The organism is Novosphingobium sp. B 225 (assembly GCF_002198665.1).
GTDB lineage: Bacteria > Pseudomonadota > Alphaproteobacteria > Sphingomonadales > Sphingomonadaceae > Novosphingobium.
On sequence record NZ_MWLM01000054.1, the window covers coordinates 1 to 26,354 of the forward strand.

Genomic DNA, 26,354 nt, shown 5'->3' on the forward strand with positions numbered 1-26,354 from the left:
GCCGCCAGCGGGGGGCTGGGCGGGTTCCGGCCCAAGCTCTAGATTGAAGGGATCCTTGCCCATCAGGCGCCTTTCCGGTTCAGGCCTGCCGCGCGGCAGGGGCCTGCTGCGCGATCTGGACCAGGGGATCGGCCTGCATTTGCTGGGCCAGGACGAAGAGGTTCATGCCGAGCATTGCGGCGATCGAAAGCGTGATCGCCTTGTCGAGCTTGCTGGCGGACTTGAGTGACTTGGTGAACATGATGTGCCTCGTTGAAGCGGGTTTGTTCACCTTTCAGCAAGGGGCGTGCCAAATGCGGTTCGGGGCGGATTTTCGCCAGTTCGGTGGCTAATCGACGAACGACATGTCGGAATATCTTCCCAATGTTGGGAATTTTCACTAGATATTGGTCATGGAGCGCAACACGCAGTTCGTCGGCCAGTCCACTGCCTTCCTTGACGCGGTTGAACGCGCCAGTCGCGCCGCACCCTTGCAGCGCCCGGTGCTGGTGATCGGGGAACGCGGGACCGGCAAGGAACTGATCGCCGAACGCCTGCACCAGCTGTCCCGCCGCTGGTCCGAACCGCTCGTCACGCTGAACTGCGCGGCGCTGCCGGAAACTTTGATCGAGGCGGAACTGTTTGGTCATGAGCAGGGGGCCTTTACCGGCGCTACCAGAGCGCGGGCCGGGCGGTTTGAGGAAGCCGACAAAGGCACGTTGTTTCTCGACGAACTGGCTACGCTGTCCAGTGGGGCGCAGGAACGCCTGTTGCGCGCGGTTGAATATGGAGAGGTGACGCGGATCGGATCGTCACGGCCGATCAAGGTCGATGTCCGGATCGTCGCTGCCACCAACGAGGACTTGCCTCGCATGGCTGACGACGGTCGGTTTCGGGCCGACCTGCTCGACCGGCTGAGTTTTGAAGTCATCACCCTGCCGCCGCTGCGGGTGCGCGAAGGGGATATCGGCGTGCTGTCGGAATATTTCGGCCGCCGCATGGCTGCCGAGCTGCACTGGGAATCCTGGCCCGGCTTTTCCGAGCTCGCGCGGCGCCAGCTTGAGGACTACCAGTGGCCGGGCAATGTGCGCGAACTGCGCAATGTGGTGGAACGCGCGGTCTATCGCTGGGACAATTGGGATCTGCCGGTGGCCAGCATCCAGTTCGATCCCTTCGTCAGCCCTTGGAAACCGGCCGCGCCGGCGCGCGCAGACAACAGCAACCCGGATCGCTCAGCCCCGCCACCCGCCGCCGCGCCCGATATTGAAATGGTCACGGACCTGCGCGGGGCAGTCGATGCGCACGAAAAGGCGATCCTGGAAACCGCGCTCGCCCGGCACCGCTACAACCAGCGCCAGACCGCGAAGGCGCTGGGGCTCAGCTATGACCAGCTGCGCCATGCGATGAAGAAGCATGGGCTGATGGAGCGGGGGTGATGCAAGCGCTGTTCGAATGGCTGGTTCAGGCCATCGTAGAGGCACTTGCTGCACTGCTCAAACGAACCCCTGCGGCGAATAAGGCCGGGTCCGCACGAAAGCTCGCTGCGGCAGGCTGCTTGTTCGGCGTGCTGCTAATGCTTGGCGCGGTGGCATTGCTGGGCTTGGTTGTGTCCCGCAACTAGCCGCCCCGCATCACTTCATCGAATATTGCCCGGCCTTGGCGTTGAAATTGGTGCGGGCCCAGGTCTTGGCCGCTGCCGCAGTCTTGAAGCATTCGGCCTGCATCACGCCGCTGACCAGCGGGTAGCCCTGCGAATTATAGCGGATGTCGCGCACGGTCAGGCGGAAGTTGCCCTCGACGTCCTGGTTGATCAGGAACGGACGGATCGAATCTTCATTCATGCGCGGTCTCCACTTGTTTGGTGCGTTCGCGCTCGGCGCGGGCGGTCTGGACTTCGATTTCGCGTTCGGCCAGCCCCAGCCAGACCGCGCGGGACCGCAGCAGGATCTCGCGCTGGTTGGCCAGTGCCGCCGCCTCTGCTGCCTTGGTGCAGCTATCGGCTTGTTCAAGGTAAAAGCGCGAGGCGGTGGACATGGGAGCTGGTCTTTCCGGCCGGTGCGGCCTGGTCATTGGGGCCGGCGTCAGCCGAGTATGGCGATCACCTCGCGTTGCAACTCATCACGGGTCAGGGTCGCACGGGGTGCGCCGCGGGGCTGGATGGCGGGGCGGGCGGCATGCAGCCGGGCCTGGCCAAACCGGCTCGCGGTCAGGGTAAAATGGGTATTATAGGTCATTCTATTCTCCGGCGCGCATCTGGCGCGCCGCTTTCTTGTGCGGAATGCAGCGCCCTGGCTGCATTCCCGTTTGGGGAGCGGCATCAGCGCCGCTTGCCCTTGCGTACGCCCGGCGGACCGCCGCCACCGGGACCCTTGTCCCGGAAAACGATGCGGCCCTTGCTCAGGTCATAGGGGGTCATTTCTACCCGGACCAGATCGCCCACCACCGTACGGATGCGAAACTTTCGCATCTTTCCGGCGGTGTAAGCGATGATCCGGTGGTCGTTTTCCAGCAGGACGCCAAAGCGCCCGTCCGGAAAGATTTCATCGACCTGGCCGTCAAGGGTAAGAAGGTCTTCCTTCGCCACCCGTTCAGACTGCTTCGAGCTGCACAGCAGAAGTGCGGCCGCGCTTGTCGGTTTCCAGTTCGAACTTCAGACGCTGGTCCTTGTCGAGCGTGGACATCCCGGCGGTTTCGACGGCACTGATGTGCACGAAGCTGTCCGGCGAGCCATCATCGGGAGCGATAAAGCCATAGCCCTTGTCGGAATTGAAGAATTTTACGGTGCCGATAGGCATAAGAGGGGTTCCTTTCACGAAACCATGAGTGACCCCGCAGCAATGAGCCACGAGAGCAAGGTAGCTTGAAAGGGAACGAGAGGGCCTTCAGGCCAAGAGGTTCCGTCGCAGGCGACGTTAGCGAAAGGGGATATAGGGCACCGGAAGCGAAAATACAACGAGCAAAGCAATGACCGCTTGCTTTTGAGCGCCGCCGCGCCTATTTGGCCGCCTATCCCGACATTGTGACACAACGGAGGGGCTGGCGCCGCAAGGGGCCGGCGCGAAACGCCATTGTCACATCGTCCGGTCAAGGAGCATTGAGTGGCGGACATCGCGCGCATTACCGAGATTGTCGAGCCCGAGGCCAAGGCCCTCGGCTTCGATCTCGTGCGCGTGCGCTATTTCAAGGGCGGCGAAATCGGGCCGCTTTCCGATGCAGAGGAATATACTCTGCAGATCATGGCCGAGCGGCCCGCGACCGGGCAATTGGTGATCGAGGATTGCGCCGCGCTGTCGCATCGCATCTCTGACCGGATCGACGCGCTGGAAGAAGCCGGCGAACTGCTGATCACCGATGCCTACCGGCTCGAAGTCTCCTCGCCCGGGATCGACCGTCCGCTGACCCGGGCCAAGGATTATGCCCAGTGGGCCGGGCACGAAGCTCGCGTCACGCTGGCTAATCCCGTGGATGGTAACCGCAAGTCGCTGCTGGGCGACCTGGTGGGGATTGAAGGGGAAACGGTCACGCTTGACGACAAGAAGAGCGGTCTGGTTTCTTTCCCGCTGTCCGACATTCAATCCGCCAAGCTGGTTTTGACCGACCGGCTGATCGCTGCAACCCGCCCGCTGGACGCCAGCGGGGCCGATGACATTCTCGAAGAAGAACAGGAAGACTGATATGGCCAGTCCGATTTCCGCCAACCGCGCTGAACTGCTCGCGATCGCCACCAGCGTCGCGACCGAGAAGATGATCGACAAGTCGATCGTCATCGAAGCGATGGAAGAAGCGATCCAGAAGAGCGCCCGCAACCGCTATGGTGCCGAAAACGACATCCGTGCCAAGCTTGATCCGCGTACCGGCGATCTGCGCCTGTGGCGTGTGGTCGAAGTGGTCGAGGAAGTTGAGGACTACTTCAAGCAGGTCGATCTGAAGCAGGCGCAAAAGCTGCAGGCCGATGCCAAGCTGGGCGATTTTATCGTCGATCCGCTGCCTCCGGTTGATCTGGGCCGGATCGATGCGCAGTCGGCCAAGCAGGTGATCTTCCAGAAGGTCCGCGATGCCGAGCGTGAGCGTCAGTACGAGGAATTCAAGGACCGTGCCGGCGAAGTGGTCACGGGCGTGATCAAGTCGGTCGAATTCGGCCACGTGATCGTCAACCTGGGCCGCGCCGAGGGCGTGATCCGCCGCGATCAGCAGATCCCGCGCGAAATGGCCCGTGTCGGAGAACGCGTCCGTGCCTGGATCATGAAAGTGGAGCGCCAGAACCGCGGTCCGCAGATCTTCCTCAGCCGCGCGCATCCTGAATTCATGAAGAAGCTGTTCGCGCAGGAAGTGCCCGAAATCTACGACGGCATCATCACCATCCAGGCCGCCGCCCGCGATCCGGGCAGCCGCGCCAAGATCGGTGTGATCAGCCGCGATTCCAGCATCGATCCGGTCGGCGCCTGCGTTGGCATGAAGGGCAGCCGCGTGCAGGCGGTGGTGCAGGAATTGCAGGGCGAAAAGATCGACATCATCCCCTGGAGCGAAGACACCGCGACTTTCGTGGTCAACGCGCTGCAGCCCGCCACTGTCAGCCGCGTGGTGATCGACGAAGAGGAAAGCCGGATCGAAGTGGTCGTTCCTGATGACCAGCTCAGCCTGGCAATCGGTCGCCGCGGTCAGAACGTGCGGCTCGCCAGCCAGCTGACCGGCAGCCAGATCGACATCATGACCGAGGCGGAATCGAGCGAAAAGCGGCAGAAGGAATTCGCCGAACGTTCGAAGATGTTCGAGGAAGAACTCGACGTCGATGAAACCCTGTCACAGCTGCTGGTCGCCGAAGGGTTCAGCGAGCTGGAAGAAGTCGCCTATATCGAGCTGGCGGAACTCGCCACGATCGAAGGGTTCGACGAGGAACTGGCCGAAGAGCTGCAAAGCCGCGCCCAGGAAGCGCTTGATCGGCGCGAGGAAGCGCACCGCGAACAGCGCCGGGCGCTGGGCGTTGAAGATGATCTGGCCGAAATTCCCCACCTGACCGAACAGATGCTGGTCACGCTGGGCAAGGCCGGGATCAAGACGCTCGATGATCTGGCCGATCTGGCCACTGACGAACTCATTGCCAAGAAGCGCCAGGAACAGCGCCGCCGCGATCCGACCGGCCCGCGCCGTCCCGAGCGTGAGCAGGACAAGGGCGGCGTGCTCGGCGAATATGGCCTGAGCGAAGAGCAGGGCAACGAAATCATCATGGCTGCCCGCGCCCACTGGTTCGCTGACGAGGAGGCCGCCGATGCGGATTCCTCACAATGAGCGCCTGAGCGCAGACCAGGCTGACGGGGGACCGGAAAGGAAATGCATCCTTTCCGGGGACCACGGCACGCGTGACACATTGGTGCGGCTGGCGATCTCGCCGGAAGGACTGGTCCTGCCCGATGCTCTGGCGCGTGCGCCGGGGCGGGGGGCCTGGATTGGGGTCAGCCGCGCCGAGCTGGAAACGGCCATGGCCAAGGGCAAGCTCAAGGGCGCGCTGGCGCGGGCCCACAAAGGCGCCGCACTGAGCATTCCAGACGACTTGCCGCAGCGGATCGAGGCAGCGCTGCAACGCGCCTTTACCGACCGGCTGGGGTTGGAAATGAAAAGCGGCAAGTTGCTGACCGGGTCCGACCGGATCGCGGAACATGCCCGCGGCGGCGTGGTTGCCTGGCTGGCGCATGCGCGCGATGCGGGCGAAGACGGCAGCCGCAAGCTTGACCAGGCCTGGCGGGTTGGGCGCGAAGCCGAAGGATCAGGGACGACGGGCATCACCTTGCCACTGGACCGCATGGCGCTGTCTGTGGCATTGGGCCGTGACAACGTCGTCCATTTGGCACTGACCGATCCGGCTGCGGCCGGGCGGATTGCGGCCCCGCTCCAGCGCCTCTTGCGCTTTCTGGGGCAGGCGGCCGAGACCGGACTGAATGAGGACAAGCGGACGGCGCACCACGCCGCGCCGCCTGTCGTGACGATTGAAGACGTGAAGGGCGAAGTACAGCGATGACCGATAGCAACGACAAACCGACGCTGGGCAGGAAGCCCCTGGGCCTGAAGCGCTCGGTTGAAGCAGGCGAGGTCAAGCAGACCTTCAGCCACGGCCGCACCAACAAGGTGGTGGTCGAGGTGAAGCGCCGCAAGCTGATCGGCAAGCCGGGTGAAGCCCCGCTTGCCGCTCCGCCCCCGCCCCCGGCTGCGCCCGAACCGGCCGCCGTTGCGCCTGCTCCCACGCCGCGCGCCCCTGCTCCTGCGGCCGAAAGCCGTCAGGAAATGCAGGCCCGCCTGCTGCGTGAGGCTGAAGAGGCCCGGCTGGCCGTGCTGGAAGAGCAGACCCGCCGCGAGCAGGAAGAAAAGGCCCGCGCGCTTGAGGAAGAGCGCCGCCGCGCCGAAGAAAACCGCAAGGCCGAAACGGTGGTCGAAGTTGCTCCCGCAGCGGTCGAACCTGTTGAAGCACCTGCCGCTGCCGCACCTGAGCCAGCGGCCGACGAGCTCGAAGTGGAAACCAAGAGCGAGGCCGCGGCCCCTGCACCGCGCCGCTTCACTCCGGTGGCCGCGCCCAAGCGCCCCGAACCCGTCGCCAAGAAGCCGGCACACGCCGCTCGCGACCGCAAGGGCGGCGACGAACGCCGTGGTGGTAAGCTGACCGTCACGCGCGCGCTCAACGATGACGAAGGTGCGCGCGCTCGCAGCCTTGCCGCGCTCAAGCGGGCCCGTGAAAAGGAAAAGCGGGCCCACTTTGCCGGACAGTCGCAGCCTCGTGAAAAGCAGGTCCGCGACGTGGTCGTGCCCGAAGCGATCACGGTGCAGGAGCTTGCCAACCGCATGGCCGAAAAGGGTGCGGACCTGGTCAAGGCGCTGTTCAAGATGGGCATGATGGTCACGGTCAACCAGACGATCGATCAGGACACTGCCGAACTGCTGGTCGAGGAATTCGGCCACAACATCCAGCGCGTGAGCGAAAACGATGTCGATATCGATACCGCGATGGACGTTGATGATGATGCATCGCTGCTGCCGCGACCGCCGGTAGTGACGATCATGGGCCATGTCGATCATGGCAAGACCAGCCTGCTGGACGCGCTGCGCGGCACCGATGTGGTGCGCGGCGAAGCAGGCGGGATCACCCAGCATATCGGGGCCTACCAGATCAAGACCAAGGGCGGTGAACTGATCACCTTCCTGGACACCCCGGGTCACGAAGCCTTTACCGAAATGCGGATGCGCGGGGCCAATGTCACCGACATCGTCATTCTGGTGGTGGCCGGTGACGACGGGCTGATGCCGCAGACGGTCGAGGCGATCAATCACACCAAGGCGGCCGGCGTGCCGATGATCGTCGCGATCACCAAAAGCGACAAGCCCGAATTCAATCCGCAGAAGATCCGCGAGCGCCTGCTTGAACATGAAATCCTGGTCGAGGCCATGTCGGGTGAAGTGCAGGACGTGGAAGTTTCGGCCAAAACTGGGGCCGGATTGGACGAATTGATCGAAAAGATCCTGCTCCAGGCCGAACTGCTCGAACTGAAAGCCAACCCTGATCGCGCCGCTGAAGCGACTGTGATCGAGGCCAAGCTCGACAAGGGCAAGGGCCCGCTCGCCACCGTGCTGATCACGCGCGGCACGCTCAAGGTCGGTGACATTCTGGTCGTCGGCACCCATTCAGGCCGCGTCCGTGCGATGCTTGATGACAAGGGCCGCCAAATCAAGGCCGCGCCGCCTGCGCTGCCGGTTGAAGTGCTGGGCTTAGGCGGGGTGCCGATGGCCGGCGATACGCTGACCGTGGTCGAAAGTGAGGCCCGCGCCCGCGAGGTCGCCGCCTTCCGCCAGGAACGTGCCACTGCCAAACGCACCACCAGCGCACCGACCAGCCTGGAAAACATGTTCTCCGCGCTGTCTGCCAAGCAGGCCGTGATCGAATACCCGGTGGTGATCCGTTCGGACGTGCAGGGTTCGACCGAAGCGATCGTCAATGCGCTCAACAAACTGTCGAACGACGAGATCAAGGTCCGCGTCCTGCAATCGGGTGTGGGTGCGATCACCGAAAGCGACGTCGGCCTGGCCCAGGCCAGCGGGGCGCCGATCATCGGCTTCAACGTCCGTCCCAATGCCAAGGCGCGCGAGATGATCGAACGCCAGAAGGTACGGCTGAAGTACTTCGACGTGATCTATCACCTGACCGACGAAGTGGCCAAGGAGATGGCCGGAATCTGGGGGCCTGAACGGATCGAGCACGTGGTTGGCCGTGCCGAGGTCAAGGAAGTGTTCCCGGCTGGCAAGCGCGACAAGGCGGCCGGTCTGCTGGTGCTCGAAGGGTACATCAAGAAGGGCATCAACGCGCGGCTTACCCGCAACGATGTTATCGTGTCACAGACGCTCATCCACTCGCTGCGGCGCTTCAAGGACGATGTCCCCGAAGTGCGTGCCGGGCTCGAATGCGGGGTGGTGCTGGCCGATACCAACGATATCAAACCGGGCGACATGCTCGAAGTGTTTGAGGTCGAGGAGCGCGAACGGACGCTGTGAGCGACTATACCACACCGCGCGGGGCCCATGCCGAACTGATGGGAATCCGCTTTGGCGGGTTCGATCCGGCAACAGAGACCGTGACGCTGCACTGCCACGCGCCGGACAGCTTCATCACGCCGCGCGGGGCGGTGCAGGGCGGTCTGATCGCCGGGTTTCTTGACGAGGCGATGGGCTGGGCACACGTTATCGCGACCAAGGGGGTTGAGGCACCGCTCAACCTGGAAATCAGCATGACACTGCTGAACATGGTCCCCGCCGGATCACTGGTCTGCACCGGAAAGGTGCTGCGCCGGGGCAAGCGGGTGATTTTCCTTGAAGGGGAACTGTGCGATCCAGCCGGCAAGGTCCTGGCTCGTGCTACCTCTACCGCCATTCCCACTCCACGGCCGGGGAGCCTGTAATGTCCCGCCAAACCGCCACGCCCGAAACCCGTTCGGTCCGCTTGCTCAAGGTGGGGGAACAGGTCCGCCACGTGCTCAGTGAATTGCTGACCCGGCAAATGGTGCATGATGAAGTGCTGACTGCGCATTCGGTCAGCGTTACCGAAGTGCGGATGAGCCCTGATTTGCGCCATGCCACGGTGTTCGTGAAGCCGCTGCTGGGATCGGATGAAGAACTGGTGCTCAAGGCGCTGCGCACTCATACCGCGTTCTTCCAGAAGGAAGTCGCGGGCAAGCTGCGACTGAAATATGCCGCCAAAATCAAGTTCCTGGGCGATGAAAGCTTTGACGTGGCCAGCAAGATCGATGCCCTGCTGGCCGATCCCAAAGTGCAGCGCGACCTCGATCCGGAATAGATACTGGCCCTAGATCGCCGGCACCAGCCGGGCGTGGATGGTGATCTTGACCTTGTTGCCGATCAGGATCGGGAAAGCACCCATATTGAACTGGCGGCGGTCGATCGTGGTGGTGCCGACAATCGACAGCGGCTCGTTCGGCCCTGCTTCCCAAGGCACTTGCGAAAAACCGATCACCAGCTGGACCGGGCGGGTTACGCCCTTGGCTGTCATCAGCCCGGTCACGGTTCCGCCGCGATCGCCTTTGAGTTCTAGCTTCTGTGCAACGAACCGGACGGTGGGATAGCGCTCAACATCAAAGAACTGTCGCCCCCGCAGCCGCTTGGTTTCCGAATCACCCGTGGTCAGGGTGCGGGCATCGACATCGACGGTCATGTTGACCTGCTGGTAATCGTTGATGTCGAGCGACAGTGTCCCCTTCATGTCGGGAAAACGTGCGGTCTTGCTCGCTACGCCCAGGAACGCAACCTTGGCGTCGACCTGGCTCTTGGCGTCGTCAACCACATAGCGGCGCACCGATCCCTGCCCTATGGCCGGTTGAGCCAGGGCGAAAATCAGCAGCAAAAACAGATACCGGAACCGTCGCAAGAACATACTCCTTCGCGTCTTGCGCGCCCGGGTGGTGCTATGGCCGGTCCGCAAGCTGGCTGTCAATCTCACTGGCCTTTCGCAGCACAATCCCTATCTGTTGCGCCATGGCCAAGCTCTACTTCTACTACTCCAGCATGAACGCAGGCAAATCGACCACGCTGCTGCAGGCCGATTTCAACTATCGCGAGCGCGGCATGCAGACCATGCTGTGGACCGCTGCGCTGGATGACCGCGCTGGGCACGGCGGCATCGAAAGCCGGATCGGGCTTCATGCCGAAGCGCACAAGTTTTCCGCCGCAACCCAACTGTGGGAGCGGATCGTTGCGGCGCACCGGGTTGAACCGCTGGCCTGCGTCCTGGTTGACGAGGCGCAGTTCCTGTCCGAGGCCCAGGTCTGGCAGCTGGCGCGAGTGGCGGATCAGGCCGGAATCCCGGTACTGTGCTATGGACTGCGCACCGACTTCCAGGGCGAACTGTTTCCCGGTGCCAAGGCCTTGCTGGGTATTGCGGATTCGCTGATCGAGTTGAAGGCGGTGTGCCATTGTGGACGCAAGAGCAGCATGAACCTGCGCGTCGATGGCGATGGCGTGGCGGTAAAGCAGGGGGCGCAGACCGAGATCGGCGGGAACGACCGCTATGTCGCGCTATGCCGCAAGCACTTCACCGAAGCGCTGGGGTGGTGGGTATGAAAGCTGACCCATTGGGCCTGCTGGCCGTGCTGGAAGACGGGCCGCTGCGGCTGGAGCCGCTGGAGGAGCGTCACCGCGATGCCTTACGCGAAGCCTGCGGCGAGGATCCGGCGATCTGGGATATCTATGCGATCTCCTATGCCACGGCACAGTTTGACCTGAGCTTTGACAAGCTGCTGGCCAATCCCGCGCGGCTGCCGCTGGCGCTGCTGGTGGACGGTGAACTGGCCGGGATGACCGCCTGGATCGATGCCGATCCGGCGCGGCGCTCGGCGGAGATCGGCAACACCTATATCCGTCCCGCCCAGCGCGGCGGGGCAGTTAATGCAGCGATGAAGCGCTTGCTGTTCGTCCATGGCTTTGCTTGCGGGCTGCTGCGCATCCAGCTGTGCGTCGATGTCCGCAATCAGCGCTCGCAAGCCGCCTGCCGCAAGATCGGTGCGACCTTTGAAGGCGTGCTGCGCAATCACATGATCACCTGGACCGGGTATGAGCGCGACAGTGCGATCTTTTCGGTCGTCGAACGCGATCGGGAGCGACTGGGACTATGAACGATACCATCTGGCAAGCTGCTTCGCTGATTATCCCGCTGGTCGTGGCGATCGTGTTCCACGAAGTGGCGCACGGATACACGGCCCGGCTGCTGGGCGATCCAACCGCTTCCGAGCTTGGACGGTTGAGCCTTAATCCCCTGCGCCATGTCGATCCGTTCGGCACGATCATCCTGCCGGGTCTACTCAAGCTGTCAGGCCTGCCGGTGTTCGGTTTTGCCAAGCCGGTCCCGGTAATGAAGGCCCGGCTGCGCAATCCCCGGCAGGGTATGATGCTGGTCGCTGCGGCGGGGCCGGCGAGCAACCTCGTTATGGGCCTGATCGGTGCGGTGCTGCTTGGCCTGTTGCTGCGGCAATATCAGGAGGTGCAAGAAACCTCTGCTCTGGTCCAGTTCACGGCCCTCAACCTCACAAATTTCATCGCGCTCAACGTGTTCCTGGCACTGTTCAACCTGCTGCCCGTGCCGCCGTTCGATGGCGGTCACATTGTCGAAGGACTGTTGCCGCGGCCGCTGGCGGAAAAGTTCGCCGGAATGCACCAGCAGGCCCTGCTGGTGATGATCTTGCTGCTGGTAGTGCTGCCGTGGATCTCGCCCAGCCTGAACGTGGTTGGCGCATTGGTGTTTCCGCCGGTCGAATGGTTGACCGGTCACTATCTTGATCTTGCCGTCGCGGTTGCGCGGAGCTGAACCTTTGCCCCACGGCTGGATAATCCTCGACAAACCGCACGGGCTTGGATCGACCCAGGCGGTCGGTGCAGTCAAGCGCAACTTGCGTGAGGCGGGCTTTGGCAAGGTCAAGGTGGGTCACGGCGGTACGCTGGATCCCTTCGCAACCGGTGTCCTGCCGATCGCTCTTGGCGAGGCGACCAAGCTGTGCGGGCGGATGCTCGATGCCAGCAAGATCTATGCTTTCACGATCAAGTTCGGTGAGGAGACCGATACGCTGGACCTTGAAGGCAAGGTCATTGCCAGCAGCCCGGCCCGGCCAACCCTGGCCGAGGTCGAGGCCGTGCTACCCTGCTTTACCGGGCCGATCGACCAGATCCCGCCCGCATATTCCGCGCTCAAGGTCGACGGCCAGCGCGCCTATGATCTGGCCCGCAAGGGTGAGGCGGTGGAATTAAAGAGCCGCGCGGTGACGGTCCATTTGCTTGAACTGTCAGGCGGGGCGGGGGACAGCGTCACCCTGATTGCCCACGTTTCCAAAGGCACCTACATCCGCAGCCTCGCTCGCGACATCGCCCGGGCGCTCCGCACGGTTGGCCATGTTACCGTGCTGCGCCGACTCAAGGCGGGGCCGTTCGGGATCGAACAGGCGATTTCGCTGGACAAACTGAACGAAGTGGGTAAGGGCGCGCGGCTTGAGAACGTACTCTTGCCGCTGGAGGCAGGGCTGGTCGACATCCCGGCTCTCAACCTCGGTCCGGAACAGGCAAGCATGGTCCGCCAGGGCCGGGTTCTGACCGGGCTGCCCTACGATGACGGGCTTTACTGGGCGAAAGCAGGCCGCGTGCCTGTTGCGCTGTTGGAGGTTTCCTCCGGTGAAGCCCGCGTATCGCGGGGGTTCAACCTTTCCGATGTCGCGGAGTGAATGATATGTCGGTTAGCCCCGAAAAGAAGCAGGAAATCATCCAGGACAACGCCCGCCAGGCCAGCGACACCGGTTCGCCGGAAGTACAGGTGGCGATCCTGACCAGCCGTATCGTTACGCTGACCGAACACTTCAAGCAGCACCACAAGGACAACCATTCGCGCCGTGGTCTGCTGATGATGGTCAACAAGCGCCGCAGCCTGCTTGACTATCTCAAGCGCAAGGATGTGGACCGGTACAACGCCCTGATCCAGAAGCTGGGTCTGCGTAAGTAACCACGCGGAGGCGGCCCCAAGCGGGCCGCTTCTTGCATTTGGACCTGGCTCGCAATCCGGCGAGCAGGCCATCACGGGGCCAGGAGCGCCCCACACCGGACCGGGACGGAATCCCCGGCAGCAAAACCCGCTGGCAATAGGGCTGGCGGGCTGAAGGAAATACAATGTTCGACGTCAAAACCGTATCCATGGAGTGGGGCGGAAAGACCCTCACGCTGGAAACCGGCCGCATTGCCCGTCAGGCTGACGGCGCGGTCCTCGCCACTTATGGCGAAACTGTCGTGCTGTGCGCTGTCACGGCCGCCAAGTCGGTCAAGGAAGGGCAGGACTTCTTCCCGCTGACCGTGCACTATCAGGAAAAATTCTTCGCCGCCGGGCGCATCCCGGGCGGCTTCTTCAAGCGTGAACGCGGCGCGACCGAAAAGGAAACGCTGGTTTCCCGCCTGATCGATCGTCCGGTTCGCCCGCTGTTTCCAGAAGGGTTCTACAACGAAATCAATGTCATCGCCCAGGTTCTGAGCTATGATGGCGAGATCGAGCCCGATGTGCTGGCGATGATCGCGGCTTCGGCTGCGCTGACCATCTCGGGCGTGCCCTTCATGGGCCCGATCGGCGCTGCGCGCGTCGGTTATGTCGATGGTGAATACACTCTCAACCCGCGTCAGGACGTGGCCGCTGCCGGTGCGCTCGACCTGGTGGTTGCCGCAACCGGCAACGCGGTGATGATGGTTGAATCGCAGGCCCGCGAACTGAGCGAAGAAGTCATGCTCGGCGCCGTCATGTTCGCGCATGACGAGTGCAAGAAGGTTGTGAACCTGATCATCGATCTGGCTGAAAAAGCCGCGAAGGATCCCTGGGACGTCGCCGTTTCGGATAACACCGCGATCAAGGACAAGCTCAAGAAGCTGATCGGCAAAGACATTGCCGCAGCTTACAAGCTCACCGACAAGTCGGAACGCTCAAATGCGCTCAATGCTGCCCGCGCCAAGGCAAAGGAAGCTTTCGCATCTGAAGACGCGCAGACCCAGATGGTCGCGATCAAGTCGGTCAAGAAGGTCGAAGCCGATATCGTGCGCGGTGCCATCCTCAAGGACGGCCAGCGCATTGACGGACGCAAGACCAACCAGGTCCGCCCGATCGAAAGCATGGTCGGCTTCCTGCCCCGTACCCATGGTTCGGCACTGTTCACTCGCGGTGAAACGCAGTCGATCTGCACCACCACCCTGGGCACCAAGGACAGCGAGCAGATGATCGACGGGCTGGAAGGCCTGAGCTACTCGAACTTCATGCTCCACTACAACTTCCCGCCCTATTCGGTCGGTGAAGTGGGCCGCTTCGGCGCACCGAGCCGCCGCGACGTGGGCCATGGCAAGCTCGCCTGGCGCGCACTGCAGGCGGTGCTGCCCAGCAAGGAAGACTTCCCCTACACAATCCGCGTGGTTTCGGACATTACCGAGTCCAACGGTTCGTCCTCGATGGCGACCGTTTGCGGTGGCGCGCTGGCGATGATGGACGCGGGCGTTCCGCTTACCCGTCCGGTTTCGGGCATTGCCATGGGGCTGATCCTCGAAGGTGAAGATTTCACTGTGCTGTCCGACATCCTGGGTGATGAAGATCACCTGGGCGATATGGACTTCAAGGTGGCCGGGACTTCCGAAGGCATCACTACGATGCAGATGGACATCAAGGTTGCCGGGATCACCAAGGAAATCTTCTCGGCCGCGCTCAACCAGGCCAAGGAAGGCCGGGCGCACATCCTGGGTGAAATGACCAAGGCGCTGGGCACGGCCCGCACCGAACTGTCGGCTCACGCTCCGCGCATCGAAACGATGCAGATCGACAAGTCGAAGATCCGCGACATCATCGGTACCGGCGGCAAGGTGATCCGCGAAATCGTGGCCACCACCGGTGCCAAGGTTGATATCGACGATGAAGGCCTGATCAAGATCAGCTCGTCCGACCTGTCGCAGATCGAAGCTGCCCGGCAGTGGATCAGCGGGATCGTGGAAGAAGCCGAAGTCGGCAAGATCTATGACGGCAAGGTCGTTACGATCGTCGATTTTGGCGCCTTCGTGAACTTCATGGGCGGCAAGGACGGCCTGGTTCACGTGTCGGAAATGCGCAATGAGCGTGTCGAAAAGCCGACTGATGTCGTTTCCGAAGGTCAGGCCGTGAAGGTCAAGGTCCTCGAGATCGATCCGCGCGGCAAGGTTCGCCTGTCGATGCGCGTTGTCGATCAGGAAACCGGTGCCGAGCTGGAAGATACCCGTCCGCCGCGCGAACCGCGTGAACCGCGCGGGGACCGTGGTGATCGCGGTGGTGACCGTCGTGGCCCGCGTGGCGGCGGCGATCGTGATCGAGGCCCGCGCCGTGATGGCGGCGGTGACCGTGGTCCGCGCCGCGATGGCGGTGATCGCGGCCCTCGTCGTGACCGTGAAGAAGGCGGCAATCCGGATCACATGCCGGCCTTCCTCAAGGGCGACGATTGATCGCTGCGACAAGACTGTGAAAAAAAGGAAAGGGGGCAGCTGCGGCGGCCCCCTTTTCGCTTGTCAGGACATGGCTTTGTCTGGAATTCTCACTCCGCGTCGCGCGCACTTGATCGGTTGGAGAATTCGGAATGAAGCGGAAGCTGTTGCTGGCGACGGGGCTGGGACTTGCGGCGGTGCCTGCGGCCTTGTGGGCCTGTGCCGACACAACCTGCGAACCATCGTGGAAGCTAGGCGGGACAACGCTTGATTGCGCCAGCCGGGCCTTTCTTTCGCCGGGTAACGATTCGCGGATCAATCTGGCCTTCCTGCTGCGCGGCAAGGCCGGACTGGCGATCAAGGCCGACAAATATCCTTCCCGCGAATACGATTCCGAAGGCTATGGCCACACCTTCCTCGATTGGGAGTTGCTGCGGATCGGATTGTTTCCGGCCAAGGCAGGGGAAGATCCCTTTGCCGGGCGCAGTGATCATTACGGTTCGCGCTGTATCAGCCTGACCGGGGCCACCTCTGCCTTCCAGACGGCGCTGGCTGCCAATGCGAGCGTTCCCGCTGCGGAGCGGACCAAGCTGCTGGCGGCGCGGGGGCGGGTCAGCCTGGCCTGCGATGGCCCGGCAGACCAAACCCTGCCCGCCTGGCCTGAAGGGATCGCCAGCGCCGGGGGCAAGGCCTATCTTGGCTATCTTCAGGCGGCAGAAGCATTCTATGCTGAACGCTGGGACGATGCGCGCGGCCTGTTCGCAGGTCTGTCCGGGGCAAGCGACCCGTGGCTCAAGGAAACCGCCGCCTACATGGCCGGGCGGGTGGAGCTGAATGCCGCACAGGCCAAGACGTTTGAAGATGAAGGTTGGTCGTCGGGCACAGAGAACGTCGATCAACGGGCGATTGCCGCCGCGCATTCGGCGCTGGAAAGCTATCTCAAGGCCTGGCCGAACGGACGCTATGCGGATTCGGCGCGTGGCTTGCAGCGACGGGTCCATTGGCTGTCGGGCGATACCAAGGCACTCGCTGCGACCTATGCCAGCGCGCTGGGCGCGGTTCCTGCTGGGAGTGCGCAAGCGCTCGACTTGATCCAGGAGATCGACAACAAGCTGCTGTTCGCCAGCGGCCGCAAGGCCGAAGCGAATGGCCCGCTGCTGCTGGCTGCGCTCGATCTCGTCCAGATGCGGGATGATCGCTACAAGGATGATGACGGCATCCTGCAGGGCCAGGGCCCCACGCTGACTAGGGCAGACCTCGATGCGCAGGCTCCGGCCTTTGCAGGTGAGCCGGACCTCTATGGGCTGCTCAAGGGCATGCACGCCTATTACGTGGAAAACGATCCGCGCGCGGTGCTGACGCTGATCCCCGACGATTCGCACCGGCGAGACTATTCGCAAGTCCAGTTCAGCCGCCAGGTGCTGCGCGGGCAGGCGCTGGCCGCGCTGAAGGACCGCAACGAGGCCGGGTTCTGGCGCGATCTGCTGGGCGGATCGAACGCGCTGTGGCAGCGCCCGACGGTTGAGCTGGGCCTGGCGATGAGCCTTGAGCGCAGCGGGCAGGTCGCAGCAGTCTTTGCCAAGGATTCGCCCGTAACCGATACGGCCATCCGCAAGCGATTGCTGGGCTATTCGGCGGGCAAGGACGTGCTGCGCGCCGCAGCGCAGGACACGGCCCGCCCGCAAGTGGAGCGTGATACGGCGCTCTTCACTCTGCTCTACAAGCAGCTGACCCGTGGCGATTATGCCGGGTTTGCAGGCAATGTCGCCATGGTCCCGGCCAAGGCTTCGACCGAAGCCAACTTCTGGTATTTCTATGATCATGACAACGCTCCCGTTGGCCTGTTCACCAAGGGGCGTTTCGCCAGTGGTGGCTACCCCTGCCCGGCGTTGACAGTGACCGTGCTAGGTTTGGCCAGAAACCCGCAGGACGTGGCTGCGCGGCTGTGTGTGGGGGAATTCCTGCGGCTCAACGGGTTCGACGGGTTTACTGCTCTGGACGATGCGCCAGGCAAGGACGAACTGGGCGGTGCGCGGCAGGACTTTGGCGGCAAACCGGTGCAACGCGGGGCAATCTATGCCTCAGTGATCGCCAACGCCAAGGCAGCTCCGAACGATCGTGCCTATGCTCTATTCCGTCAGATCAACTGCTATGCCCCTTCGGGCAGCAACAGCTGCGGCGGGCAGGATGTGGAGATCGATCAGCGCAAGGCCTGGTTCAACCAGTTGAAGCGTGATTATCCCGGCAGTCCCTGGGCCAAAAAGCTGCGTTTCTACTGGTGAGAGGACGCATCGCGCTGGCCATGATCGCGGCGCTTGCCCTGCTGGGCGGGTGCCGCAAGTCAGCGCCGGACCGGGTGCGGGCAGAAGATTACAGCAGCTTCTTCCTGTGGGCCGGGGTCCGACCGCAGCCGGTCGTGGCGGAAGCGAAGGAACTCTATATCCTCGATGGCGAAGTGCAGCGCGAAAGCGGTTCTGCCCTGGTGCCGCTGCGCGCTTCGGTGCCGCGCCATCCGGACAAGCGGCTGTGGCTGGTGGTGCGCGCGGCGCGGCTCGATTGGGGGCCGGGGGTGTGGCGCAAGCTGGAGCGCGATCTGGGTCAATGGCAGGCCTACGGGCTCCAGCTTGATTTTGATGCCTCAACCCCCGGTCTGGCGGACTATGCGCGGTTTCTGAAGGAACTGCGCGCCCGATTGCCTGCGCGCTACAAGCTGTCGGTGACCGGGCTGATGGACTGGAGTGCCAATGCTGACCCGGCCGCGCTGGCGCAGCTGGCGGGCGTGGTCGATGAAGTGGTGGTGCAAAGCTACCAGGGGACCGAGACGATCCCCGGCTATGACCGTTACCTTGCGCGACTGGCCCGTGTGCCAGTGCCGCACAAGGTTGCGTTGGTGCAGGGCGGCCAGTGGCGCGAACCGCCCGGATTACGCGTCGATCCCTTATTTCGCGGCTATGTGGTCTTCCTTGTCAACCCGGGTTGAAATTTGTTAGCAATGCATACAAATTGATTCAGCTAAGAGAGGCCCATGACCATCACCGAATTCGCCGGTCGCACTGCCTTCATTACCGGGGGCGCATCGGGGATTGGCCTCGGCATTGCGAAAGTTCTGGTCGAGCGGGGCGCGCGGGTGGTGATTGCCGACTTGCGTCAGGACCATATCGACAAGGCGCTGGCTGAATTTTCCGGGGGCGGGCGCAGCAATGCCGTTTCTGCGCTGCAACTCGATGTCACCAGCCGTGCGGCCTATGCCGAAGTGGCGGCGCGAATGCTGGCGGAATTCGGCGGGATCGACATCCTGGTGAACAATGCCGGGGTCGGGCTCGAAGGGCCGATCCTCAAGGCCACCTATGCCGATTATGATTTCGGATTCGGGGTCAATATCGGGGGAGTGATCAACGGCTTCGTTGAATTTCTGCCACAGATGCTGGCGCATGGGCGCGGCGGGCATGTTGTCTCCACCGCCAGCCTCGCCGCCGAAGTGGTAATGCCCGCACACCTTGCGATCTATGCCGCGAGCAAAGCGGCGGTGTGCCACTATTGCGAGGCGGTGAAAGGCGAACTAGGCGAACAGGGGATCGGGGTTTCGATCCTACTGCCCGGACCGATCAAATCAAACATCCACCAGGCCCAGCAAAACCGCCCCGAACATCTGCGCAGCGGCAGCGGCTTTGCCGAAAGCGAGGCGCAACTGGCGCGGCGACAGGTCGGTGACAACTGGATGGAGCCCGAGCAGGTCGGCCATCTGGTCGCCGACGGGATCCTGGCGAACCAGACTTACATCGTCACCCACGGCATCTTCAAGGATTGGCAGCGCGCCCGGGCGCAGGCTGTGCTCGATGCCACCCCAGATGTTGAAAACGCAGCCGTGCGCGGGATCTAGTCAGGCGGCGGCGGGCTGGTCTGCTGGCTTGCCGTCTTCCGTTGTGGCCAATTCGATCCGGTTGCGGCCAGCCTGTTTGGCCCGGTATAGTGCGGTATCGGCGGCCTTCAGCGCAGAACGCCGGTCGGCAAAGGCAAAGGCATCGGCCACTCCACCGGAAAATGTGATCTGCCCGAACGGCTGCTCGGTAGCGCGATTGACCAGGCGACGCGCAGCCAGTGTTTCGCGCAGCTGATCGAGTTTGGCATAGGCTTGCGCGACCGGAGTGTCGCGGAACAACACGACAAATTCCTCACCCCCGTGGCGAGCCACGTGGCAGCGATCATCAGATATCTTGGCCAGGCTGTCCGCCACCAGTTTCAAGACCCGATCCCCGGCGTCATGGCCGTGGGTATCGTTGACCAGTTTGAAGTGGTCGATGTCGCAGAACGCGATGCACAGCGGCTCAGCGGCGGCAAACGCTTCGCGATATTCTGCTTCAAAGCGGGATTCAAACGCACGGCGATTGGGCAGGCCGGTCAGGTGGTCCTCTTCGGCGCTGCGCTTGGCTTCATCCAGTCGCCGCCGCAAGGCACGGGTTTGGGCTTCGCTGCGCAACATTTGCTTTTCGATGTCGCGGGTTCGCTTGAGCATGACCTTGGCGATTGAGGCCAGTTCGGAAATAACTGCCCCTGCGGCAGTGACCTGTTCCAGCTCGCCAACGTGCTCCTCCAGCGCACTGTGATATTCGCTGGTGGCCTGCTGGGCATCGTGGCTGGTCTTGCCAAATTCGTCGATGCTGGTTTCCAGCCGCTGCATAAGGTCAGCCAAGGTCTTGACCTCGTCCTCGCTGGTGTTGCGCAGGAACACTTCGTCCAACCATTCGATTGTCACCGGCTTGCGCGTCTGGACTTGACGGTCGATCAGCCGGACCAGATGCGGATCTGCACTGGTCAGATAAGCATGGGCAATCGAGAGTGTATGCGCTGTTACTTCCAGCTGGTGCGTCGCCAGGAAGCGATTGATCTCGTCCAGTTGACGTTCGCGCAGCGATTGCCGCCGCTCACGTGCAGGCACCGCCGGGGCAGCATCCGTGGAGGAATCGGTTTCGTCAACCGGCTTCGAGCCAAGCCCGAGCCAGCCGAGCAGGCCGCCGGAACGGCCAAGCGAGGGATCATGGACAGTCATGGCATGGTTAACGTCGCCTTGCCCGAATTTTTAAGGTCGGCGACCAATTTGGTGATCTAGCGCACCGCCGGATGAGCTGAGTCCGGTTACACAGGGTCATGGTTGGCGAAGGAGCGACTCATGCCTTTTATCGATGACGACGTGGTCGGGATGCGGCTTGATAGCGGCGCGGTCCGCCAACTGTTTTGGGGAGACGAGGTTGAAGTGCTGTCCAGTAGCGCCACCGAAGTGCGGGTAAAATTGCCCGGCGTTGCCAAAGACCGGGGTGAAGGCGTTATCTCTCCCAAAGCCAAGCTGCGCAATCCGGGACTGTTGCGGATGTCGATGATTGATGTTCAGCAGGGGGACGGATTGATCATCGAAACGCCGACGGGCAAAGTGATCTTCATCGACGGCGGGGATAACCAGCTTTTCGCGCGCCATGTCGCAGCGCGTTACCCCGGAACCAGCGATACCAATCCGCTCAAGGTAGACCTGATGCTGGTGACTCACGGCGATGCCGATCATTTTGACGGGCTTAACCAGCTGCTCAAATCGGAAAGCCACAAGACCTTGCGCAAGCGCGTGTTCGTTGCCCCCGGTCGGTACTATCACAACGGTATCGTCAAGCGGCCGGGCAGCAAGGGCGGCAAGAAGGTGCCCGATGTCGAACTGCTGGGGGAAACCACGAGAGTCGGCAAGGACACGTTCATTACCGGCCTGGTCGAGGATCCGGGTGCCTTGCCGGGCAGCGAGCGCAACGATCCGTTCAAGACATGGGTCAACACCCTGGCGGCGTGGGAGCCGCGGGTTCAGCGCGTCTGGGGGCAACCGATCGAGCGGCGGCGGCTGGACCAGACTCGTGGCGATGCGTTCGATTTCCTGAAAGGCGAAGGGATCGGAGTGGACCTCTATGGCCCGATCACCGAAGATGCGGGCGGCGCGCCGGGCCTGCGTTTTCTGACCAGCCCGCCCGACGATGCCAACCTGATGCTGGGATCAAAACCGGGTGGAAAGGGCAAGAGCTTGTCGGCCAGCCACACCATCAACGGGCATTCGATCGCCTTCCGGCTGCGTTACGGCAATGTCCGCTTCCTGTTTACCGGTGATCTCAACCAGGAAGCGGGTGAGCGGCTGCGCCAGGCACTGCCCAATGCATCGTTGCGCTGCGAAGTGTTGAAGGCGCCGCACCATGGCTCGGCAGATTTCGACATGGAATTCCTGAAAGAGGCGGGGCCGGTGGTCTCGCTGATTTCATCGGGTGATGAAAACCAGACCAAGGAATACATCCACCCGCGCGCCACCTTGATGTCTGCACTCGGCAAGGCCAGCCGAACTACGCCAGGGGTGATTTTTTGTACCGAACTCGCGGCGTTCTTCCAGACACTGGGCTGGGTCGATGCTCCGCCTGCCAAAGGCAAGAAACCGCGCAAGGTATTTGCCTTTGAGCGCACCAACTTTGGCATCGTCCACATCCGCACCGATGGCGAACGGGTTCTGGCCTTTACCCATTCGGGCAAGGAAGGAATGAACGAAGCCTATCGCTTTACCGTTTCGTCCACCGGAGACGTCGTTTTCGCCCCTGCAGTCAGCAAGGTCAGCGCCCCGGCTAAGCCGGACTGAACGAACCTGCAAACGCGATTAGCGGACGCGCGGTCCGCCAAATGGGAGCGGCGGCGGCGGGCGGCGGTGTCCGCGCGGCAGCTGCGCCTGATAGGCGCGGCCACAATGTTCCACACAGTACGGGAAGCCAGGGTTCACCTTGTCTCCGCAAAAATGGAAATCCGGTTCACCTGGGTGTCCCATCGGCCAGCGGCAGATCCGGTCATTCAGATCAAGCAGGCTGGTCTTGTCAGCCATTTCAGGGCTGGGCTTGGCGGGAACCAGGCGGCGCGGCGGGGCGGGGGGAATCGGAGCCTGCTGATCGCCGGGGCCCTGACGCAGGAACCCTCCGGGGCCGACCGAGACGATCCGCGGTTGAGGCGCGGCTGGCACGGCGGGAGCATCGCCGACGCTGGGTGCAGCGGCCTGCGGGGCCGGGCGCGGAGCTGCGGGAGCGGCCGCGGGACGTGGGGTCGGGGCAGGCCGGGGCGCGGCCTCTGCCTTGGGCGGCTTGGCCGGGGCCGGAGCGGCTTCCTTTTCATTGGGCTTGACCGGGCTGGGGCGGGCTTTCAGCCCCAGGCGGTGCGCCTTGCCGATTACGGCATTGCGGCTGACCCCGCCCAGTTCGTCGGCGATCTGGCTGGCCGTAGCGCCGCCTTCCCACATCTTGGTCAGCTTTTCGATCCGTTCGTCGGTCCAGCTCATTGCCCGTCCAGTTCCTTCGCGTGCGGCCCCAAGCGGGCCTGACGCTTGCCACATGCGCGGCAAGCCGATAGTCGCCACTTCATGGCCAATCAACCTGTTCCTGCACCGTCAACCGCCTCCGCCCCGTCGCTCGGCATGAGCGTGGGGCAGCGCAATTTTCCGGCCCAGGGAGTGCCCTTGATCCACCGGGTCAACCGGCTCGGGCTGTGGACGCTCTATATGAAGGAAGTGCGCCGATTTTTCAAGGTGCAGACCCAGACGATCTGGGCACCTGCGATAACGACGCTGTTGTACCTGATGATCTTCACCGTGGCGATGGGACGTGAAGGCTATACGGTGCTGGGTGTACCCTTCGCCAGCTTCATCGCGCCGGGTTTGATCGTGATGGGCATGATCAACAGTGCTTTCGCCAATACCAGCTTCAATTTCCTGGCCGGCAAGATCCAGGGGACAATAGTTGATTATCTGATGCCACCGATTTCCAATGGCGAACTGATGCTGGGCCTGATCGGCGCGGCAGTGACCCGCGCGGTGCTGGTTGGCCTGGCGATCAGTGCGGCGATGCTGCCGTGGCCGGGTGTGCATTTGTCAGCTGCTCATCCGTGGGCGATCGTATGGTTCGGCCTGATGGGATCAATCCTGCTGGCGATCATTGGCCTGATGACATCGCTGTGGGCTGAGAAGTTCGATCATACCGCGATGGTGACGAATTTCGTGATCACCCCGCTGACCATGCTTTCAGGCACATTCTATGTGATCGACAACCTGCATCCGGCATTTCAGGTGGTCAGCCGGCTCAATCCATTCTTCTATGTGATCAGCGGCTTTCGTTTTGGTTTCCTGGGGCAGAGTGACATTGGCGCAACCAATGCGGCGGTGTTCAATGGCGCGCTGTATGTCGGGCTGCTCAATGTGGTCATGGGCGCGGCGCTGTATCTGTTGTTGCGCAGCGGGTGGAAGCTAAAAAGCTGATGATCCACCCGTTTCTGGCGATCGAACCGACCGGCGACCCATTGCGATTCCGCCTGCCAGTCACTGCGGATCTGTGTGTCGGTCGCAAGGATCACATCTTCCTGTTCGGCGGGGCAGGGTTGGCCACGGCGGTTGCTTGCGCGCGCCATGTCGCGGGGCGGGAACTGATCTGGGCGACCGCGCAATACCTGTCCTATGCCCGACCCGGTTCGCTGATCGAAGCGGATGTGCGCTTGCCGGTGCAGGGGCGAAACATCACTCAGGCTGTGATTACCCTGCATTGCGGGGAGGAGGTTATCATTTCCGCCACCGCCGCGCTGGGTGAGCGCGAAGGCCATCCCAGTGCGCAGTGGTTCGATCTGCCGCAAGTGCCCGCACCCGATCAGTGCGAAGTGTGGGCCCCATGGGACCATGAAGGCGAGGGCACCTTGCTGCAGCGGCTGGAAAAGCGGATCGCGCCAGATAGCATCGCACTGCGCCCGCGCGACGGCGCGGTCGATCCGTCGGGCCGGATGCAAATGTGGCTGCGTACGCGCGAGGATTTGCCAGTGGACGCTGCCGTGCTGGCCTTAATGGGGGATTTCGTGCCAACCGGGGCTGGGGTTTCGCTTGGGCTTGATGGCGGCGGTAACAGCCTCGACAACACCCTGCGCCTGCACAGCGTGGTCCCGACCCGCTGGGTGCTGTGTGATATCCAGATGAGTGCGGCGGGGCGCGGCTTTGCTCATGGTCATTTGCGGCTGTTTGCCGAAGACGGGACGCTGATGGCAACCGCCTCGCAATCGCTGGTGCTGCGCTACCGCAAAAGCGGGTGAAGGCTCAGTCGATCGGCACCGCGTTGGAATAGGTGCAGCCGGGACGCAGCCAGATGGTCCCGCCAAACCCGCTGCCGGTGGCGCCGATCCGTTGCAACTGGAAGTTTCCGGTTACTTTGAGCGTCAGGGTGCCGGCGCCGCTGGCGCCCTCGTTCAGGTCCACCCATTGGCCGGTTACCACATTGCCACTGCGGGTGCCCTTGAACAGGTTGGTCCAGCTGGCCCCGTCGTCTTTGCTTTTGCCCTGCCACCACACCGCATTGCCGGTGCTGCGGATGCGATAGGTGCCGCCGTCGTTGGCTTTGAAGGTGCCGGACAGCGCAGGCTGAGCTTTGCAGGTGGCGGCACCGGCGGGGCTGGTGGCCAGCAAAGCCAGACCAAGTCCGGCAAGGGCGATGTGCAAGCTGGTCATCGGCAGCTCCGGTTCGCGGCTGGCCGCTATCAATGCGTCAGCGAACGCCGCAGGCGGTAACGCCCGCCGTCAAAATCCTCAAACAGTTCGGCGACGCTAGGATGATCGATCGGCCCGGCTTCGCCATCGGACAGCAGGTTCTGCTGGCTGACATAGGCGACATAGCTCGAATCGCCGTTTTCGGCGAGCAGGTGGTAGAACGGCTGTTCGCGGTGCGGGCGCACTTCTTGCGGGATCGATTCGTACCATTCCTCGCTATTGGCGAAGACCGGATCGATATCGAACACCACGCCGCGGAAATCGAACACCTTGTGCCGTACAACATCGCCGATCCCGAACCGTGACTTGGTGCGCAGCGGGGCATCGACCTTGCGGCCAGCCTGGGGCGAGAAGAAGGTGGCTCGGTCCATAAGTCGCAATATAGGGTGTTCAGGCCGCCGAAACAACGCCGGACCTTTGCCGGTCCCCGTATTTCCCGGCCAAGGGGGCTTGGCAAGCGCCCCGGCTTAGGCTAACCGCGCGCTTCCCGACCCGTCCGGCCCCACGGCCAGACACCGGCGATCTCGCGGAGAGGTGGCAGAGAGGTCGAATGCGCCGCACTCGAAATGCGGTGTACGGGTGACCGTACCGTGGGTTCGAATCCCACCCTCTCCGCCAGCTTGCGTTCCGCAAATATCCCCTAAGCGCTTATTTCTCTTGCATTTTCGCCGATTTGTGAGCATTGTTGTTCCCTGTTCGTTTCATTGCTTCCATGTGCTTCCACATCGATCCGGGGGCACGGCTGGGGGCAGCGTCCGGAGATCCGGGGGCATCGATGCTGACCGAGATGCAAGTGAAGAACGCCAAGGCTAGGGAGCGGGACTACAAGCTCGCCGATTCCGAGGGTCTGTACTGGACTTGTAACGGTTTTGCGCCGGTCACCTGAGCGTTTAGAGCTCGCAACAGGAGACCGATGAGATGATGAAGCATTCAGAAGAGTTCAAGCAGCAGGCGGTACGCATTGCGCTCACCAGCGGTCTGCCGCGAGAGCGGGTTGCAGTGGATTTGGGGATCGGCAAGTCGACGCTGGTCAAGTGGATTGCGCAATATCGGCCGACAGATTTGACCTCAGCGCCGCAGGCAGATCTGGCGCGCGAGAACGACGGTATCAGGTTGCCAAGCGTTAAGTTCAGAAGAGGATCGTTGGTTCACCAGCATCCAACCGTCGCCAGAGCCGCCTGAGCATCCGTACTTGCAAATTCTGGCCGAAGATCGGACTGCTCCTGAAGTCTGCGCGCCGCCAGCATTGCTACGTTTGACAAAAAGGCGTGGAGCGCGGCGGCGAACCTGTTTTACTCACCGGTCAAAG

32 protein-coding genes, 1 tRNA gene and 1 pseudogene are annotated in these 26,354 nt (G+C 62.7%); 23 read left to right on the top strand and 11 right to left on the bottom strand.

The features are described from left to right. Positions 1-79: 79 nt before the first annotated feature. Complete coding sequence (locus MNBBLIKP_RS18035) at positions 80-241, bottom strand: hypothetical protein (RefSeq protein WP_176399723.1); 162 nt, start codon at positions 239-241, stop codon at positions 80-82. 151 nt (positions 242-392) lie between these two features. Here MNBBLIKP_RS18035 and pspF point away from each other — a divergent pair, with 151 nt between their 5' ends. Together pspF and MNBBLIKP_RS09100 are read left to right on the top strand one after the other, a co-directional pair. Beyond that, positions 393-1,415, top strand: coding sequence for a phage shock protein operon transcriptional activator (gene pspF, locus MNBBLIKP_RS09095; protein ID WP_088309694.1), 1,023 nt, complete (start codon positions 393-395; stop codon positions 1,413-1,415). Continuing rightward, on the top strand, positions 1,415-1,600 hold the full coding sequence (locus MNBBLIKP_RS09100; protein ID WP_088309696.1) for a hypothetical protein: 186 nt from the start codon (positions 1,415-1,417) through the stop codon (positions 1,598-1,600). The genes pspF and MNBBLIKP_RS09100 overlap by 1 nt, the downstream gene beginning before the upstream one ends. Before the next feature lie 10 nt (positions 1,601-1,610). Here the strand turns inward: MNBBLIKP_RS09100 and MNBBLIKP_RS09105 are convergent, their stop codons facing one another. The 5 genes from MNBBLIKP_RS09105 to MNBBLIKP_RS09120 all read right to left on the bottom strand — a co-directional run bounded on the left by MNBBLIKP_RS09105 (position 1,611) and on the right by MNBBLIKP_RS09120 (position 2,774). Beyond that, positions 1,611-1,820, bottom strand: coding sequence for a hypothetical protein (locus MNBBLIKP_RS09105; RefSeq protein WP_088309698.1), 210 nt, complete (start codon positions 1,818-1,820; stop codon positions 1,611-1,613). Next, positions 1,813-2,013, bottom strand: a complete 201-nt coding sequence (locus MNBBLIKP_RS09110; protein WP_088309700.1) for a hypothetical protein — start codon at positions 2,011-2,013, stop codon at positions 1,813-1,815. Before MNBBLIKP_RS09110 ends, MNBBLIKP_RS09105 begins: the two co-directional genes overlap by 8 nt. A 47-nt stretch (positions 2,014-2,060) precedes the next feature. Further along, positions 2,061-2,213 (bottom strand): hypothetical protein, encoded by a 153-nt coding sequence (locus MNBBLIKP_RS18040; RefSeq protein WP_176399724.1) that lies wholly within the window; start codon positions 2,211-2,213, stop codon positions 2,061-2,063. Between the two features lie 83 nt (positions 2,214-2,296). Beyond that, positions 2,297-2,563, bottom strand: a complete 267-nt coding sequence (gene infA / locus MNBBLIKP_RS09115; protein WP_088309702.1) for a translation initiation factor IF-1 — start codon at positions 2,561-2,563, stop codon at positions 2,297-2,299. Positions 2,564-2,567: 4 nt separating this feature from the next. After that, positions 2,568-2,774 carry a cold-shock protein gene (locus MNBBLIKP_RS09120; protein WP_088309704.1) on the bottom strand — a complete coding sequence of 69 codons (207 nt, stop codon included), beginning with the start codon at positions 2,772-2,774 and terminating at the stop codon, positions 2,568-2,570. 303 nt (positions 2,775-3,077) lie between these two features. Between MNBBLIKP_RS09120 and rimP the strand changes: the two genes are divergently transcribed. Genes rimP through rbfA form a run of 6 tightly spaced genes read left to right on the top strand, consistent with a single transcriptional unit; the run spans position 3,078 to position 9,307 of the window. Then, positions 3,078-3,653 carry a ribosome maturation protein RimP gene (gene rimP / locus MNBBLIKP_RS09125; protein WP_088309706.1) on the top strand — a complete coding sequence of 192 codons (576 nt, stop codon included), beginning with the start codon at positions 3,078-3,080 and terminating at the stop codon, positions 3,651-3,653. Between the two features lies 1 nt (position 3,654). Then, on the top strand, positions 3,655-5,265 hold the full coding sequence (nusA, locus tag MNBBLIKP_RS09130) for a transcription termination factor NusA (protein ID WP_088309708.1): 1,611 nt from the start codon (positions 3,655-3,657) through the stop codon (positions 5,263-5,265). Beyond that, positions 5,246-5,992: a DUF448 domain-containing protein gene (locus tag MNBBLIKP_RS09135; RefSeq protein WP_088309710.1), complete on the top strand. Its 747-nt coding sequence runs from the start codon at positions 5,246-5,248 to the stop codon at positions 5,990-5,992. Before nusA ends, MNBBLIKP_RS09135 begins: the two co-directional genes overlap by 20 nt. Continuing rightward, on the top strand, positions 5,989-8,508 hold the full coding sequence (infB, locus tag MNBBLIKP_RS09140; RefSeq protein ID WP_088309712.1) for a translation initiation factor IF-2: 2,520 nt from the start codon (positions 5,989-5,991) through the stop codon (positions 8,506-8,508). Before MNBBLIKP_RS09135 ends, infB begins: the two co-directional genes overlap by 4 nt. Further along, complete coding sequence (locus tag MNBBLIKP_RS09145) at positions 8,505-8,912, top strand: PaaI family thioesterase (protein WP_369678913.1); 408 nt, start codon at positions 8,505-8,507, stop codon at positions 8,910-8,912. Before infB ends, MNBBLIKP_RS09145 begins: the two co-directional genes overlap by 4 nt. Next, entirely contained in the window at positions 8,912-9,307 is a 396-nt protein-coding gene (gene rbfA, locus MNBBLIKP_RS09150; RefSeq protein WP_088309714.1) for a 30S ribosome-binding factor RbfA, read from the top strand. The genes MNBBLIKP_RS09145 and rbfA overlap by 1 nt, the downstream gene beginning before the upstream one ends. A 9-nt stretch (positions 9,308-9,316) precedes the next feature. Here rbfA and MNBBLIKP_RS09155 read toward each other — a convergent pair whose 3' ends face one another. After that, positions 9,317-9,895 carry a YceI family protein gene (locus tag MNBBLIKP_RS09155; protein ID WP_254912983.1) on the bottom strand — a complete coding sequence of 193 codons (579 nt, stop codon included), beginning with the start codon at positions 9,893-9,895 and terminating at the stop codon, positions 9,317-9,319. Between the two features lie 107 nt (positions 9,896-10,002). Between MNBBLIKP_RS09155 and MNBBLIKP_RS09160 the strand changes: the two genes are divergently transcribed. The 9 genes from MNBBLIKP_RS09160 to MNBBLIKP_RS09200 all read left to right on the top strand — a co-directional run bounded on the left by MNBBLIKP_RS09160 (position 10,003) and on the right by MNBBLIKP_RS09200 (position 19,354). After that, positions 10,003-10,587, top strand: coding sequence for a thymidine kinase (locus tag MNBBLIKP_RS09160; protein WP_088309718.1), 585 nt, complete (start codon positions 10,003-10,005; stop codon positions 10,585-10,587). Beyond that, entirely contained in the window at positions 10,584-11,138 is a 555-nt protein-coding gene (locus MNBBLIKP_RS09165; protein ID WP_088309720.1) for a GNAT family N-acetyltransferase, read from the top strand. Before MNBBLIKP_RS09160 ends, MNBBLIKP_RS09165 begins: the two co-directional genes overlap by 4 nt. Beyond that, the gene (locus MNBBLIKP_RS09170) at positions 11,135-11,827 is read left to right on the top strand and encodes a site-2 protease family protein (RefSeq protein ID WP_088309722.1); all 693 of its coding nucleotides are present in this window, start codon (positions 11,135-11,137) and stop codon (positions 11,825-11,827) included. Before MNBBLIKP_RS09165 ends, MNBBLIKP_RS09170 begins: the two co-directional genes overlap by 4 nt. Before the next feature lie 4 nt (positions 11,828-11,831). Then, positions 11,832-12,731: a tRNA pseudouridine(55) synthase TruB gene (truB, locus tag MNBBLIKP_RS09175; RefSeq protein ID WP_088309852.1), complete on the top strand. Its 900-nt coding sequence runs from the start codon at positions 11,832-11,834 to the stop codon at positions 12,729-12,731. A 5-nt stretch (positions 12,732-12,736) separates the two neighbouring features. Next, complete coding sequence (gene rpsO, locus MNBBLIKP_RS09180) at positions 12,737-13,006, top strand: 30S ribosomal protein S15 (RefSeq protein WP_088309724.1); 270 nt, start codon at positions 12,737-12,739, stop codon at positions 13,004-13,006. 164 nt (positions 13,007-13,170) lie between these two features. After that, a complete protein-coding gene (pnp, locus tag MNBBLIKP_RS09185; protein WP_088309725.1) occupies positions 13,171-15,495 on the top strand; it encodes a polyribonucleotide nucleotidyltransferase in 2,325 nt (774 codons plus the stop codon). 131 nt (positions 15,496-15,626) lie between these two features. Next, complete coding sequence (locus MNBBLIKP_RS09190; RefSeq protein ID WP_088309727.1) at positions 15,627-17,756, top strand: hypothetical protein; 2,130 nt, start codon at positions 15,627-15,629, stop codon at positions 17,754-17,756. Then, a complete protein-coding gene (locus MNBBLIKP_RS09195; RefSeq protein ID WP_254912984.1) occupies positions 17,753-18,454 on the top strand; it encodes a DUF3142 domain-containing protein in 702 nt (233 codons plus the stop codon). Before MNBBLIKP_RS09190 ends, MNBBLIKP_RS09195 begins: the two co-directional genes overlap by 4 nt. A 45-nt stretch (positions 18,455-18,499) precedes the next feature. Beyond that, positions 18,500-19,354, top strand: coding sequence for an SDR family NAD(P)-dependent oxidoreductase (locus MNBBLIKP_RS09200; protein WP_088309731.1), 855 nt, complete (start codon positions 18,500-18,502; stop codon positions 19,352-19,354). Here MNBBLIKP_RS09200 and MNBBLIKP_RS09205 read toward each other — a convergent pair whose 3' ends face one another. Further along, positions 19,355-20,521 (bottom strand): GGDEF domain-containing protein, encoded by a 1,167-nt coding sequence (locus tag MNBBLIKP_RS09205; protein WP_088309733.1) that lies wholly within the window; start codon positions 20,519-20,521, stop codon positions 19,355-19,357. It lies immediately after the preceding gene. Between the two features lie 120 nt (positions 20,522-20,641). Between MNBBLIKP_RS09205 and MNBBLIKP_RS09210 the strand changes: the two genes are divergently transcribed. Continuing rightward, a complete protein-coding gene (locus MNBBLIKP_RS09210) occupies positions 20,642-22,123 on the top strand; it encodes a ComEC/Rec2 family competence protein (RefSeq protein ID WP_088309735.1) in 1,482 nt (493 codons plus the stop codon). An 18-nt stretch (positions 22,124-22,141) separates the two neighbouring features. Here MNBBLIKP_RS09210 and MNBBLIKP_RS09215 read toward each other — a convergent pair whose 3' ends face one another. Further along, entirely contained in the window at positions 22,142-22,807 is a 666-nt protein-coding gene (locus tag MNBBLIKP_RS09215) for a GcrA family cell cycle regulator (protein ID WP_088309737.1), read from the bottom strand. Positions 22,808-22,888: 81 nt separating this feature from the next. On the opposite strand from MNBBLIKP_RS09215, the gene MNBBLIKP_RS09220 reads away from it, so the two are divergent. After that, positions 22,889-23,779 (top strand): ABC transporter permease, encoded by an 891-nt coding sequence (locus MNBBLIKP_RS09220; protein WP_088309739.1) that lies wholly within the window; start codon positions 22,889-22,891, stop codon positions 23,777-23,779. After that, on the top strand, positions 23,779-24,594 hold the full coding sequence (locus MNBBLIKP_RS09225; protein WP_088309741.1) for an acyl-CoA thioesterase: 816 nt from the start codon (positions 23,779-23,781) through the stop codon (positions 24,592-24,594). Before MNBBLIKP_RS09220 ends, MNBBLIKP_RS09225 begins: the two co-directional genes overlap by 1 nt. Before the next feature lie 4 nt (positions 24,595-24,598). On the opposite strand, the gene MNBBLIKP_RS09230 is transcribed toward MNBBLIKP_RS09225, so the two are convergent. Together MNBBLIKP_RS09230 and hspQ are read right to left on the bottom strand one after the other, a co-directional pair. Continuing rightward, positions 24,599-25,006, bottom strand: a complete 408-nt coding sequence (locus MNBBLIKP_RS09230) for a hypothetical protein (RefSeq protein ID WP_088309743.1) — start codon at positions 25,004-25,006, stop codon at positions 24,599-24,601. 29 nt (positions 25,007-25,035) lie between these two features. After that, entirely contained in the window at positions 25,036-25,416 is a 381-nt protein-coding gene (gene hspQ / locus MNBBLIKP_RS09235) for a heat shock protein HspQ (protein ID WP_088309745.1), read from the bottom strand. 157 nt (positions 25,417-25,573) lie between these two features. Between hspQ and MNBBLIKP_RS09240 the strand changes: the two genes are divergently transcribed. From MNBBLIKP_RS09240 to MNBBLIKP_RS18270, 3 genes and pseudogenes are all read left to right on the top strand, one after another. Beyond that, a tRNA-Ser gene (locus MNBBLIKP_RS09240) sits at positions 25,574-25,663 on the top strand. A gap of 94 nt (positions 25,664-25,757) precedes the next feature. Next, positions 25,758-25,931, top strand: a complete 174-nt coding sequence (locus MNBBLIKP_RS18175) for a hypothetical protein (RefSeq protein ID WP_217896676.1) — start codon at positions 25,758-25,760, stop codon at positions 25,929-25,931. Between the two features lie 32 nt (positions 25,932-25,963). Further along, a pseudogene (locus tag MNBBLIKP_RS18270) lies at positions 25,964-26,158 on the top strand (transposase); the annotation flags it as partial. Positions 26,159-26,354 lie beyond the last annotated feature (196 nt).